Genomic DNA, 12,945 nt, shown 5'->3' with positions numbered 1-12,945 from the left:
CAATGGGGAGATACCAAAGTGGCCAACTGGGGCGGACTGTAACTCCGCTGACTTATGTCTTCGTAGGTTCGAATCCTGCTCTCCCCACTTTTTTAGGAACAAAATCTGTTTTTTGCTGACATTGAAGTTTAATTTACTTATCTTTAACGTCCTGCGAAAAATGCGGGAGTAGCTCAGTTGATAGAGCATCAGCCTTCCAAGCTGAGGGTCGCGGGTTTGAGCCCCGTCTCCCGCTCTCTTTTGGAGCTGTGATAATGATTCCTTAAAATGCTTTAAATTAAGATTTAATTTATATCTAATTGTCTAATATTTCGAGTTATGGCTAAAGAAACATTTGTAAGAACGAAGCCTCACGTTAATATCGGAACCATTGGTCACGTTGACCACGGTAAAACTACCTTGACTGCTGCAATTACTAAAGTATTGGCGGACAAAGGACTTTCTGAAGTGAAAGACTTCGATCAAATTGATAACGCTCCTGAAGAAAAAGAAAGGGGTATTACAATTAATACTGCTCACGTTGAGTATCAAACTGAAAATCGTCACTACGCACACGTTGACTGTCCAGGTCACGCCGACTACGTTAAGAACATGGTAACTGGTGCTGCCCAGATGGACGGTGCTATTCTTGTATGTGCTGCTACTGATGGTCCTATGCCACAAACTCGTGAGCACATCCTGCTTTGTCGTCAGGTAAACGTTCCTAAGATCGTTGTATTCTTGAACAAAGTTGATATGGTAGATGACGAAGAGCTTCTTGAACTAGTTGAAATGGAAGTTCGTGATCTATTGAGCTTCTACGAGTTCGAAGGTGATGATTCTCCAGTAATCATGGGTTCTGCTCTTGGAGCATTGAACGGTGAAGAAGAGTGGGTTGAAAAAGTAATGGAATTGATGAACGCTGTAGATGAGTGGATTCCACTTCCTCCACGTGACGTTGAAAAGCCATTCTTGATGCCTGTTGAGGATGTATTCTCTATCACTGGTCGTGGTACTGTAGCTACAGGTCGTATCGAAACTGGTGTTATCAACTCAGGTGAAGAAATGCAAATCATCGGTCTTGGTGCTGAAGGTAAGAAGACTGTATGTACTGGTGTTGAGATGTTCCGTAAGATTCTTGATCGCGGTGAAGCTGGTGATAACGTAGGTCTGTTATTACGTGGTATCGACAAGAAAGAGATTAAGCGTGGTATGGTATTAGCTAAGCCAGGTTCAATCACTCCTCACTCTAAGTTCAAAGGTGAGATTTATGTATTGAAGAAAGAAGAAGGTGGTCGTCACACTCCTTTCCACAATAAGTACCGTCCTCAGTTCTACCTGCGTACGCTTGACGTAACAGGTGAGATTACTCTTCCAGAAGGAACTGAAATGGTAATGCCTGGTGATAACGTAACTATCACTGTAGATTTGATTTACCCAGTAGCATTGAACCAAGGTCTTCGTTTCGCTATCCGCGAAGGTGGACGTACAGTAGGTGCTGGTCAGGTAACTGAAATTCTTGACTAATCACTGATTAGAATATACCATAACCGGAAGTACTGCTTCCGGTTATTTTACGGGTGTAGCTCAGTTGGTAGAGCACTGGTCTCCAAAACCAGGTGTCGGGCGTTCGAGTCGCTCCTCCCGTGCACAAAAGAGCCGGTTTTAGATTCTTAAATTTAGGGCCGGCAAACTAATGAAAAATACTATGAGTAAGATAACAGCATATTTCAAGGATGTTCAGAATGAACTAATTCATAAGACATCATGGCCAAGTTGGTCAGAACTGACTAACAGTGCTATCGTGGTAATGGTAGCCTCAGTGATTATAGCAGGCGTTGTCTTTGCAATGGATTATTCGTTTGATACAATTCTTGACTGGGTATATAAACGCCTTTACTAATTTATAAGGACTCTCAAATAATGGCAGAAGTCAGTAAGAAATGGTATGTCCTTCGTGCAATCGGAGGAAAAGAGAAGAAGGTTAAAGAATATGTGGAGAGCGAAATCGCCGGCCTTAAGCTGACTGATTACGTTAGCCAGGTATTAATTCCCACCGAAAAAGTTTACCAGATTCGTAACGGTAAAAAAGTAAGTAAGGAGCGTCCTTATTTGCCAGGTTACGTTTTGGTTGAAGCGGCGATGGTGGGTGAAATACCACATATCCTTAGAAATATTCCTAATGTTATCGGATTCCTCAATGATAATGATGATATGCCGGTACCATTGCGTCAATCGGAGGTTAACCGTATATTAGGTAAGGTTGACGAATTGAATGAGACCGATGAGGAAATCAATGTACCTTACTTTGTTGGTGAAACAATCAAAGTAATTGATGGTCCATTTAATGGATTCAATGGCTTAATTGAGGAAGTTAACGAAGAGAAGAAGAAATTAAAAGTGATGGTGAAAATTTTCGGACGAAAGACACCATTAGAGTTGAGTTTTATGCAGGTTGAAAAGGAATAGTGACTTAGTAGTAATGGCTTCCATGTAAACGTAACGTTTGCATCTACAAGTGCAATACTTTTTATACCTCTAAACTATATATTTATTAATAAATACGAATTGCTACAATGGCTAAAGAAGTAGAAACCTTTATCAAACTTCAGATCAAAGGTGGTGCAGCAAATCCTTCGCCTCCGGTAGGACCAGCTTTAGGTGCTAAAGGGGTGAACATTATGGAATTCTGTAAGCAATTCAATGCCAGAACACAGGAAAAAGCTGGAAAAGTTTTACCTGTGGTCATCTCGGTGTACAAAGATAAGTCATTTGACTTTGTCATTAAAACACCTCCGGCAGCCGTTCAAATTATGGAAGCAGCTAAACTTAAAGGTGGTTCACCAGAACCTAACCGTAAGAAAGTTGGTTCTGTAACCTGGGAACAGGTAAGAACAATTGCTGAAGACAAGATGGCTGACTTGAATTGTTTTACAGTAGAATCTGCAATGAGGATGATCGCCGGTACCGCCCGAAGTATGGGAGTAACCGTAAGTGGAGAATTCCCTGGTAGTAACTAATTAAGACCTTTTTGCGAAAATGACAAAACTAACAAAAAATAAAAAGTTAGCGTTAGAAAAATTCGACACCTCAAAGCAATATTCTCTTGAGGATGCAGCAAAATTGGTAAAGGAAATCACCACTACCAAATTTGATGCCTCTGTGGATGTTGATGTGCGTTTAGGAGTTGACCCTCGTAAAGCAAATCAAATGGTTAGAGGGGTTGTAACTTTACCTCATGGAACTGGTAAGGAAACACGCGTTCTAGTAATGTGTACTCCTGACAAGGAAGAAGAGGCTAAAGCTGCAGGTGCGGATCATGTTGGATTGGACGAATACATCGAGAAAATCAAAGGCGGTTGGACTGATGTAGACGTGATCATAACAATGCCTAGCGTGATGGCTAAAGTAGGTGCTCTTGGACGTATATTAGGTCCTCGTGGTTTGATGCCAAACCCAAAGAGTGGTACTGTAACTATGGACATCGCTAAAGCTGTTAACGAAGTTAAGGCTGGTAAGATTGACTTTAAAGTGGATCGCTACGGTATTGTTCATACCTCAATCGGTAAAGTATCATTTACTGAAGATAAGATTGTTGACAACGTAAAGGAATTTATGAGCACTATTATGAAGCTTAAGCCTTCAGCTGCTAAAGGAACTTACGTAAAAAGTATTAGTCTTTCTAGTACCATGAGTCCTGGTATTCGCATCGAACCTAAGTCGGTTGATGCTTAATGTTTAACTTTTAAAGAACAAAGGAATCATGAGAAAAGAAGATAAAAGTACATTAGTCAACGAATTGCTTTCAAACTTAAACGAGTACAGCCACTTTTATGTGACTGAAGCAGGTGGTTTGAATGCTGAAAATAGTAGTAAGTTACGTCGCGAGTGCTTCAGCAAAGAAGTGAAGATGGTCATGGTAAAAAATACCATTTTCAAGAAAGCTTTGGAGCAACACGAGGGCGAGTACGAAGAGCTTTATGAAACATTAAAAGGAACAACCGCTATCATGTTTTCGAACACTGGTAACGTTCCTGCCAAGTTGATTAAGGAATTCTCTAAAGGAAAAGAGAAACCAAGCTTAAAAGGTGCGTATGTAGAGGAATCACTTTACGTAGGTGCTGACCAACTTGAGGCATTATGTAACATTAAGTCTAAGGACGAGTTACTTGGCGATGTAATCGGATTACTACAGTCTCCAATGAAGAATGTTGTTTCTGCGCTTCAATCAGGAGGTTCAACAATACATGGTTTATTACAAACCTTAGCAGAAAAAGAATAATAAAAGTACAAACAATATTTAATAAATAGAAAAATGGCTGATATCAAGAAGCTTGCTGAAGAGTTAGTAAATTTAACTGTTAAAGAAGTTAACGAACTTGCTGAAGTATTAAAAGAAGAGTATGGTATCGAACCTGCTGCCGCAGCTGTAGCTGTTGCAGGTCCTGCTGCTGGTGGCGAAGCTGGTGGTGCTGCTGAGCAAACAGAATTCGACGTAATTTTGAAAGCTGCTGGTGGTTCTAAATTAGCTATCGTTAAGTTAGTGAAAGAAATGACTGGCGTTGGTCTTAAAGAAGCTAAAGAATTAGTTGACAAAGCTCCAGCTCCATTGAAGGAGAAAGTTACTAAAGAAGAAGCTGAAGCATTAAAATCTCAGTTAGAAGAAGCGGGAGCAGAAGTTGAACTTAAGTAATTTTGGTCCTATATAGGATATCCGGTTTAGGAATCAGCGGAAGCTGACTCCTAAACCTTTTTGTGCTTTTATATTTTAGGTTCAATAAATTAGTTGATAGATGACTCCAAATACTACAGAAAGGATTAGTTTTGCTTCCATCCAGAACAGGTTGAATTATCCTGATTTACTGGAGGTTCAATTAAAATCTTTCCGCGAATTTTTTCAGATGGGTACTACCCCTGAAGAGCGGACAAAGGAGGGGTTGTACCAGGTATTCAACGAGAATTTTCCGATTACCGACACAAGAAACAATTTTGTTCTTGAGTTTCTTGATTTCTCGATTGACCCTGCTCGTTACACCATCCCTGAGTGCATTGAAAGAGGTTTAACCTACAGTGTACCTCTTAAAGCCAAGTTAAAGTTGTACTGTACGGATCCTGAGCATGAGGATTTCGATACTGTGGTACAAGATGTTTACTTGGGAACTATCCCTTATATGACCGATAAGGGTAGCTTCATTATTAATGGAGCTGAGCGTGTTGTTGTTAGCCAGTTACACCGTTCGCCTGGTGTTTTCTTCGGCCAAAGTGTACACGCTAATGGTACAAAGTTATACTCTGCACGAATAATCCCTTTCAAAGGGTCATGGATTGAGTTTGCAACCGATATCAACAGTGTGATGTATGCCTACATCGACAGGAAAAAGAAACTACCTGTAACAACACTGTTAAGAGCCATCGGATACGAAGGAGATAAAGACATCCTTGAAATATTCGATTTGGCAGACGAAATTAAAGTTAATAAGGCGAGTCTTAAAAAAGTTGTTGGCCGTAAGCTGGCAGCTCGTGTTCTTAAAAGTTGGATAGAGGATTTTGTAGATGAGGATACAGGTGAAGTTGTATCGATCGAACGTAACGAAGTGATTATCGATCGTGAAACCGTTATTACTGATGAACACGTAGACGAAATTATTGACTCCGGAGCAAAAACAATTTTACTCCATAAGGAGAATCAAAACCTTTCTGATTTTGCCATCATCTACAATACGCTTCAAAAGGACCCATGTAACTCCGAAAAAGAAGCGGTTGTTCACATCTATCGACAGCTACGTAATGCTGAGCCACCTGATGAGGCAACAGCACGCGACGTAATTGATAAGTTATTCTTCTCTGACAAGCGTTATGATTTAGGAGAAGTAGGACGCTATCGATTAAATAAAAAACTGAACCTAAGTACGGATTGGGAAACTAAAGTGTTGACACGCGATGATATCATTGCTATTATCAAACACCTGATTCAGTTGATCAATTCAAAAACTGACGTTGATGATATTGACCACTTAAGTAACCGTCGTGTAAGAACCGTTGGTGAACAAATGGCTAATCAATTCGGTGTTGGTTTAGCTCGTATGGCACGTACAATTCGTGAGCGAATGAATGTGCGTGACAACGAAGTGTTTACGCCAATTGACCTGATTAATAGCAAGACACTTTCTTCTGTTATCAACAGTTTCTTTGGTACAAACGCACTGTCTCAGTTCATGGATCAAACTAACCCATTGGCTGAGATTACTCACAAAAGACGTATGTCAGCGCTTGGACCAGGTGGTCTTTCACGTGAAAGAGCCGGTTTCGAGGTGCGTGACGTTCACTATACACACTACGGACGTCTTTGTCCGATTGAAACACCTGAAGGACCAAACATTGGTTTGATTTCTTCATTGTGTGTTTATGCTAAGATTAATGATCTTGGTTTTATCGAAACGCCATACCGTAAGGTGACTGAAGGACAAGTTGATTTGTCGAATGAGGGTGTTTCATACTTGACAGCAGAGGAAGAAGAATCAAAAATTATTGCGCAGGCAAACGCCCCATTGCAAGAAGATGGACGTTTCGTCAATGATCGTGTTAAGGCACGTGAAGAAGGTGACTTTCCGGTAGTAGAGCCAGGCGAAGTACACATGATGGATGTTGCGCCTAACCAAATTGCTTCTGTAGCTGCTTCGTTGATTCCTTTCCTTGAGCATGATGATGCGAACCGTGCATTGATGGGTTCTAACATGATGCGCCAGGCCGTACCATTGTTGCGTCCTGAATCACCTATCGTTGGAACTGGTTTGGAAGGAAAATTGATTCAGGATTCGCGTACACATATTGTTGCCGAAGGCGATGGTGTAGTTGAGTACGTTGATGCTGATGAGATTGTAATCCGTTATGACCTTACTGATGACGAGCGTTATGTAAGCTTCGAAGGAGAGACAAAACGATATCCGATTGTTAAATATCAGAAGACCAACCAGAATACTTGTATCGATATCAAGCCATTGGTTCATAAGGGAGACCGTGTGACTGAAGGTATGATTTTGACAGAAGGCTATTCAACTCAGAAGGGTGAGCTTGGTTTAGGTCGCAACCTGAAAGTGGCATTTATGCCTTGGAAGGGATATAACTTTGAGGATGCGATCGTAATATCTGAAAAAGTTGTACGTGACGATGTATTTACATCAGTACACATTGACGAGTATTCACTGGAAGTGCGTGATACTAAGCGTGGTTTAGAAGAGTTAACTTCTGATATACCTAACGTTAGTGAAGAAGCTACCAAGGATTTGGACGAAAATGGTTTGATTCGTATTGGAGCTCATGTCAAGCCTGGGGATATTCTGATTGGTAAGATTACACCTAAAGGAGAAAGTGATCCTACACCTGAAGAGAAGCTGCTTCGTGCCATTTTTGGTGAGAAAGCAGGTGATGTGAAGGACGCTTCATTGAAAGCCTCGCCTTCATTGAAAGGTGTTGTAATTGATAAGAAATTATTCTCTAGAATCGTTAAGGATCGTAAATCAAGAACTTCAGAAAAGAGTCAGATAGCCAAAATAGATGAGGATTTCATCAGGGCAACTGAGGAATTGAAGGGACGTTTGGTAGACAAATTGTTTACACAGGTTAATGGTAAAACTTCGCAAGGAGTTAAAGACTATTATGATGTAGACGTAGTGTCGAAAGGAACGAAGTTTACTCAGAAGATTCTGAATGATATTGATTATATCAATGTAAATCCTAACAAGTGGACAACAGATAACGATAAGAATGAACTTATTGCAAAAGTTATCCATAACTATAGGATGAAATATAAAGAGTTGGAAGCGAAAGAAAAGCGCCAGAAGTACAATGTGACGATTGGTGATGAACTTCCAGCTGGTATTGTGCAGCTTGCCAAAGTATATATCGCCAAGAAACGTAAGATTACAGTAGGTGATAAGATGGCGGGTCGTCACGGTAACAAAGGTATTGTATCACGTATTGTTCGTGCTGAAGATATGCCGTTCCTGGAAGACGGAACACCTGTAGATATCGTATTGAACCCACTTGGGGTACCATCAAGGATGAACCTTGGACAGATTTATGAAACAGTTCTTGGTTGGGCAGGCTTGAATCTAGGAGTGAAATTTGCCACACCTATTTTTGATGGTGCTAAGATGGATGACCTGAACAAATGGACGGACGATGCCGGTGTTCCAAGGTATGGACGTACTTATCTTTATGATGGAGGTACAGGAGAGCGTTTCCACCAGCCTGCAACTGTTGGTGTGATTTATATGCTTAAACTGGGCCACATGGTTGAAGATAAGATGCACGCGCGTTCAATTGGTCCTTACTCACTGATTACTCAGCAACCATTAGGTGGTAAAGCACAGTTTGGAGGTCAGCGTTTTGGTGAGATGGAGGTATGGGCACTGGAAGCATTCGGTGCAGCTAATATCCTTCAGGAGATCTTGACAGTTAAGTCTGATGATGTAATTGGTCGAGCCAAAGCTTATGAAGCAATTGTTAAAGGAGATGGTCTGCCACAGCCTGGTATCCCTGAGTCTTTAAATGTATTGTTGCATGAGATGAGAGGTCTTGGACTAAGTGTGACCCTAGAATAATAGTCTGATCGAAGAGAGTAGCCTCGTGTTACTCTCTTGATAACCATATTATATAATTTACAATAATACTCTACGCTATATGGCATTTAGAAGAGATCAGAAACAAAAGAGTAACTTCAATAAAATCACTATTGGATTGGCTTCTCCTGAGGAAATTTTGGAGATGTCAAGTGGTGAAGTATTGAAGCCTGAAACAATTAATTACCGTACATACAAGCCGGAACGCGACGGATTATTCTGTGAAAGAATTTTCGGTCCTGTGAAGGATTATGAATGTCATTGCGGTAAATATAAACGTATTCGTTACCGTGGAATCGTGTGTGACCGATGTGGTGTGGAGGTAACGGAGAAGAAAGTACGTCGAGAGCGTATGGGCCACATTTCACTGGTGGTGCCTGTTGCTCATATTTGGTACTTCAAATCGTTGCCAAACAAAATTGGTTACCTGCTTGGCTTGCCAACAAAGAAACTAGATACTATCATTTATTATGAGCGTTATGTGGTAATAAATGCTGGTATTAAGGCTGAAGATGGCATCAATAAAATGGATTTCCTCACTGAAGAAGAATATCTGGATATTCTGGAGACGCTTCCAAAGGAAAATCAGCATTTAGATGACGATGATCCAAACAAGTTCATTGCAAAAATGGGTGCTGATGCACTGCATATGCTATTGAGCCGCATCGATTTGGATTCATTATCGTATGATTTACGTCATAAAGCGAATACAGAAACTTCTCAGCAGCGTAAAAACGAGGCGCTTAAGCGTCTGAATGTCGTTGAGTCGTTCCGTGATTCACAAGGAATCAACCGTCCTGAGTGGATGGTTGTGAAGGTTGTGCCGGTAATTCCGCCAGAATTGCGTCCGCTTGTACCTTTGGATGGTGGTCGTTTTGCTACTTCTGACCTGAACGATTTATATCGTCGTGTTATTATCCGTAATAACCGTTTGAAGCGTCTAATCGAAATTAAGGCACCTGAGGTAATCTTGCGTAATGAGAAACGTATGCTTCAGGAGTCTGTAGATTCGTTATTTGATAACTCACGTAAATCAAATGCGGTAAAAACTGATTCAAACCGTCCACTTAAGTCTTTAAGTGATAGTTTGAAAGGTAAGCAAGGACGTTTCCGTCAGAACCTGCTCGGTAAGCGTGTTGACTATTCAGCTCGTTCGGTAATTGTTGTAGGTCCTGAGTTAAATATGCATGAGTGTGGTCTGCCCAAGGATATGGCAGCCGAACTTTATAAGCCGTTTGTTATTCGTAAGCTCATTGAGCGCGGAGTAGTAAAAACGGTTAAGTCAGCCAAAAAGATTGTTGATCGTAAGGATCCGGTAGTTTGGGATATCTTGGAAAATGTATTGAAGGGACACCCCGTACTGTTAAACCGTGCTCCTACGCTTCACCGTTTGGGTATCCAGGCTTTCCAGCCTAAACTGATCGAAGGAAAAGCGATTCAGTTACACCCATTAGCTTGTGCGGCATTTAACGCCGACTTCGACGGTGACCAGATGGCGGTACACTTACCACTTGGTAATGCTGCTATTTTGGAAGCACAAATGTTGATGCTGGCTTCACAGAATATTCTAAACCCTGCCAACGGTGCACCTATTACGGTACCTTCTCAGGATATGGTTCTTGGTCTGTACTATATGACCAAAGCACGTGAAGGTGCTAAAGGTGAAGGTTTAGTATTTTATTCTCCTGAAGAGACAAAGATTGCCTTTAACGAAAAGCGTGTTGATTTACATGCAATTGTTAAAGTTAAAACGCTCGATACTGACGATGAAGGTGAAGTTGTTACAAAAATGATTGAAACCACCGTTGGACGAATTCTTTTCAACGAATTTGTACCGAACGAAGCAGGTTATATCAATGCTGTATTAACTAAGAAAGCTTTACGTGATATTATTGGAGACGTGCATAAAGTATGTGGAACACCACGTACCGCTGCGTTCCTTGATGACATTAAAAACCTTGGATACCGTATGGCATTCGAAGGTGGACTGTCGTTCAACTTGGGTGATGTGATTATTCCTGCTGAGAAAGAAACGCTTGTTCAGGAAGGTTACGACGAGGCTGCTGAAGTAATGAATAACTATAACATGGGTTTCATTACCAACAATGAACGTTACAATCAGATCATCGATATTTGGACGCATGTTAATGCGCGCTTGACACAAACATTGATGAACCAGATTAGTACCGATAATCAAGGTTTCAACTCTGTGTATATGATGCTTGATTCTGGTGCGAGGGGTTCTAAAGAGCAGATTCGTCAGTTATCTGGTATGAGGGGTCTGATGGCCAAGCCACAAAAAGCTGGTGCAGAAGGAGGTCAGATTATCGAAAACCCAATTCTTTCGAACTTTAAAGAAGGTCTGTCTGTACTTGAGTACTTTATTTCTACTCACGGTGCCCGTAAGGGTCTTGCGGATACCGCTCTTAAAACAGCGGATGCAGGTTACCTGACTCGTCGATTGGTTGACGTATCACAGGATGTTGTGATTTTAGAAGAAGACTGTGGAACTTTGCGTGGTCTTACTGCTACAGATATTAAAAACAACGAAGAAATTGTTGCTTCGTTATACGAGCGTATTCTTGGACGCGTGTCTGTTCACGATATTTATCATCCAAATACTGGAGAACTGATTATTAAGTCAGGTCAAGAGTTTGGTGAGAGTGAAGCCAGAATCGTAAACGATTCACCAATCGAACGAGTTGAAATCCGTTCAGTACTGACTTGTGAGTCTAAGAAAGGTGTATGTGCTAAGTGTTATGGCCGTAACCTGGCAACAGGTCGTATGGTTCAGTTAGGTGAATCGGTTGGTGTTATCGCTGCTCAGTCAATTGGTGAGCCGGGTACACAGTTGACACTACGTACCTTCCACGTAGGGGGTACTGCAGGTAACATTACTTCTGAGAACAAAATTCTTGCTAAATACGATGGTATTGCAGAAATTGAAGAACTGCGTACAGTACCGTCGAAGACTGAAGAAGGAGATGAAGTGGATATTGTAATTGGCCGTCTGGCAGAATTACGTATCATCGACAAGAATACCAATATTGCTTTAACCACTTATCCAATTCCTTATGGTGCTAAACTTTTCATTAAGAATGGTGCTGAAATTAAGAAGGATGATGTGATTTGTGAGTGGGACCCATATAACGCGCTGATTATCTCTGAGAAGAAAGGTAAGGTGGCTTTCGAAAATATGATCGATGGTGTTACCTACAAGGAGGAGTCGGATGAACAAACTGGTTTCCGCGAAAAAGTAATTACTGAAACAAGGGATAAAACGAAGAATGCCGGCTTACGTGTGGTCAGCCCTGAAGGTGAAGTGTTGAAAAACTACAACTTACCTGTAGGTGCTCACATGGCTGTAGATGAAGGCGATGATGTGGCTCAAGGTCAGATTCTTGCTAAGATTCCTCGTGCAGTTGGTAAAGCAGGTGATATCACCGGTGGTCTTCCACGTGTAACTGAGTTATTCGAAGCCCGTAACCCAAGTAACCCGGCTGTGGTTTCTGAGGTGGATGGTGAGGTAACATTCGGTAAAATTAAACGTGGTAACCGCGAAATAATCGTAACTACCAAAGCTGGTGATGTTAAGAAATACCTTGTGTCGCTTTCGAAACAGATTCTGGTACAAGAAAATGACTATGTTCGTGCCGGCACACCACTTTCTGATGGTGCAACTACGCCAAATGATATCTTAAGTATCAAAGGGCCTACTGCTGTTCAGGAGTACATTGTAAACGAAGTACAGGATGTATACCGTTTACAGGGTGTGAAAATCAACGATAAGCACTTCGAAATCATTGTGCGTCAGATGATGCGTAAGGTTGATATTGCTGATCCGGGAGACACTAAGTTCCTTGAAAAGCAGGTTGTGGATAAGATCGAATTCATGGAAGAAAACGATAATATTTGGGGTAAAAAAGTGGTAGAAGATGCCGGTGATTCAACATCATTGAAGCCTGGTATGATTATCACCGCCCGTCGTTTACGTGATGAGAATTCACAGCTTAAGCGTCGTGACCTTAAATTAGTAACGGCTCGTGAAGCTATTCCAGCAACATCAAGCCAGGTACTGCAAGGTATTACACGCGCAGCTCTTCAAACACAGAGCTTTATGTCTGCAGCTTCCTTCCAGGAAACAACTAAAGTACTGAATGAAGCAGCTATCCAGGGTAAAGTAGACCAACTTGATGGATTGAAGGAAAATGTGATTTGTGGTCACTTAATTCCAGCTGGTACAGGTGTGCGTAATTTCACAAAGGTTGTGGTAGGTTCGAAAGAAGAATACGATAGCCTGGTGAGCAAGCAAACTGCCAGTGAAGACGTTGAGTAAGCAAATTTT

9 protein-coding genes and 3 tRNA genes are annotated in these 12,945 nt (G+C 41.3%); all 12 read left to right on the top strand.

Annotated features, from left to right (window positions below):
- The first annotated feature begins 4 nt into the window (after nucleotides 1-4).
- The 12 genes from KDU71_RS01210 to rpoC all read left to right on the top strand — a co-directional run bounded on the left by KDU71_RS01210 (nucleotide 5) and on the right by rpoC (nucleotide 12,936).
- Nucleotides 5-87: transfer RNA gene (locus tag KDU71_RS01210), tRNA-Tyr, on the top strand.
- Nucleotides 88-162: 75 nt separating this feature from the next.
- Nucleotides 163-235 (top strand) — tRNA-Gly (locus KDU71_RS01205).
- 83 nt (nucleotides 236-318) lie between these two features.
- On the top strand, nucleotides 319-1,506 hold the full coding sequence (tuf, locus tag KDU71_RS01200) for an elongation factor Tu (protein WP_212188064.1): 1,188 nt from the start codon (nucleotides 319-321) through the stop codon (nucleotides 1,504-1,506).
- 49 nt (nucleotides 1,507-1,555) lie between these two features.
- Nucleotides 1,556-1,628: transfer RNA gene (locus tag KDU71_RS01195), tRNA-Trp, on the top strand.
- A 59-nt stretch (nucleotides 1,629-1,687) separates the two neighbouring features.
- Nucleotides 1,688-1,882 carry a preprotein translocase subunit SecE gene (gene secE, locus KDU71_RS01190; protein ID WP_212188063.1) on the top strand — a complete coding sequence of 65 codons (195 nt, stop codon included), beginning with the start codon at nucleotides 1,688-1,690 and terminating at the stop codon, nucleotides 1,880-1,882.
- 20 nt (nucleotides 1,883-1,902) lie between these two features.
- A complete protein-coding gene (nusG, locus tag KDU71_RS01185) occupies nucleotides 1,903-2,448 on the top strand; it encodes a transcription termination/antitermination protein NusG (RefSeq protein WP_212188062.1) in 546 nt (181 codons plus the stop codon).
- Between the two features lie 107 nt (nucleotides 2,449-2,555).
- Nucleotides 2,556-2,999 carry a 50S ribosomal protein L11 gene (gene rplK, locus KDU71_RS01180; RefSeq protein WP_212188061.1) on the top strand — a complete coding sequence of 148 codons (444 nt, stop codon included), beginning with the start codon at nucleotides 2,556-2,558 and terminating at the stop codon, nucleotides 2,997-2,999.
- Between the two features lie 19 nt (nucleotides 3,000-3,018).
- On the top strand, nucleotides 3,019-3,714 hold the full coding sequence (gene rplA, locus KDU71_RS01175; RefSeq protein WP_212188060.1) for a 50S ribosomal protein L1: 696 nt from the start codon (nucleotides 3,019-3,021) through the stop codon (nucleotides 3,712-3,714).
- A 28-nt stretch (nucleotides 3,715-3,742) separates the two neighbouring features.
- A complete protein-coding gene (gene rplJ / locus KDU71_RS01170) occupies nucleotides 3,743-4,261 on the top strand; it encodes a 50S ribosomal protein L10 (protein ID WP_212188059.1) in 519 nt (172 codons plus the stop codon).
- Nucleotides 4,262-4,294: 33 nt separating this feature from the next.
- Nucleotides 4,295-4,672 (top strand): 50S ribosomal protein L7/L12, encoded by a 378-nt coding sequence (gene rplL, locus KDU71_RS01165; protein ID WP_212188058.1) that lies wholly within the window; start codon nucleotides 4,295-4,297, stop codon nucleotides 4,670-4,672.
- A gap of 100 nt (nucleotides 4,673-4,772) precedes the next feature.
- Nucleotides 4,773-8,582, top strand: coding sequence for a DNA-directed RNA polymerase subunit beta (gene rpoB / locus KDU71_RS01160; protein WP_212188057.1), 3,810 nt, complete (start codon nucleotides 4,773-4,775; stop codon nucleotides 8,580-8,582).
- Between the two features lie 79 nt (nucleotides 8,583-8,661).
- On the top strand, nucleotides 8,662-12,936 hold the full coding sequence (gene rpoC, locus KDU71_RS01155; RefSeq protein WP_212188056.1) for a DNA-directed RNA polymerase subunit beta': 4,275 nt from the start codon (nucleotides 8,662-8,664) through the stop codon (nucleotides 12,934-12,936).
- The last annotated feature ends 9 nt before the right edge of the window (nucleotides 12,937-12,945 follow it).

Source organism: Carboxylicivirga sediminis (assembly GCF_018156225.1).
In the GTDB taxonomy this organism is placed as follows: Bacteria; Bacteroidota; Bacteroidia; order Bacteroidales; family Marinilabiliaceae; genus Carboxylicivirga; species Carboxylicivirga sediminis.
The sequence above is the reverse complement of the archived record's forward strand: the minus strand, read 5'-3'. Positions and strand labels throughout refer to the sequence as shown.

Coding starts and splice junctions, on each gene's coding strand:
- tuf (WP_212188064.1), top strand. CDS start 319: ATGGCTAAAGAAACATTTGTAAGAACGAAGCCTCACGTTAATATCGGA.
- secE (WP_212188063.1), top strand. CDS start 1,688: ATGAGTAAGATAACAGCATATTTCAAGGATGTTCAGAATGAACTAATT.
- nusG (WP_212188062.1), top strand. CDS start 1,903: ATGGCAGAAGTCAGTAAGAAATGGTATGTCCTTCGTGCAATCGGAGGA.
- rplK (WP_212188061.1), top strand. CDS start 2,556: ATGGCTAAAGAAGTAGAAACCTTTATCAAACTTCAGATCAAAGGTGGT.
- rplA (WP_212188060.1), top strand. CDS start 3,019: ATGACAAAACTAACAAAAAATAAAAAGTTAGCGTTAGAAAAATTCGAC.
- rplJ (WP_212188059.1), top strand. CDS start 3,743: ATGAGAAAAGAAGATAAAAGTACATTAGTCAACGAATTGCTTTCAAAC.
- rplL (WP_212188058.1), top strand. CDS start 4,295: ATGGCTGATATCAAGAAGCTTGCTGAAGAGTTAGTAAATTTAACTGTT.
- rpoB (WP_212188057.1), top strand. CDS start 4,773: ATGACTCCAAATACTACAGAAAGGATTAGTTTTGCTTCCATCCAGAAC.
- rpoC (WP_212188056.1), top strand. CDS start 8,662: ATGGCATTTAGAAGAGATCAGAAACAAAAGAGTAACTTCAATAAAATC.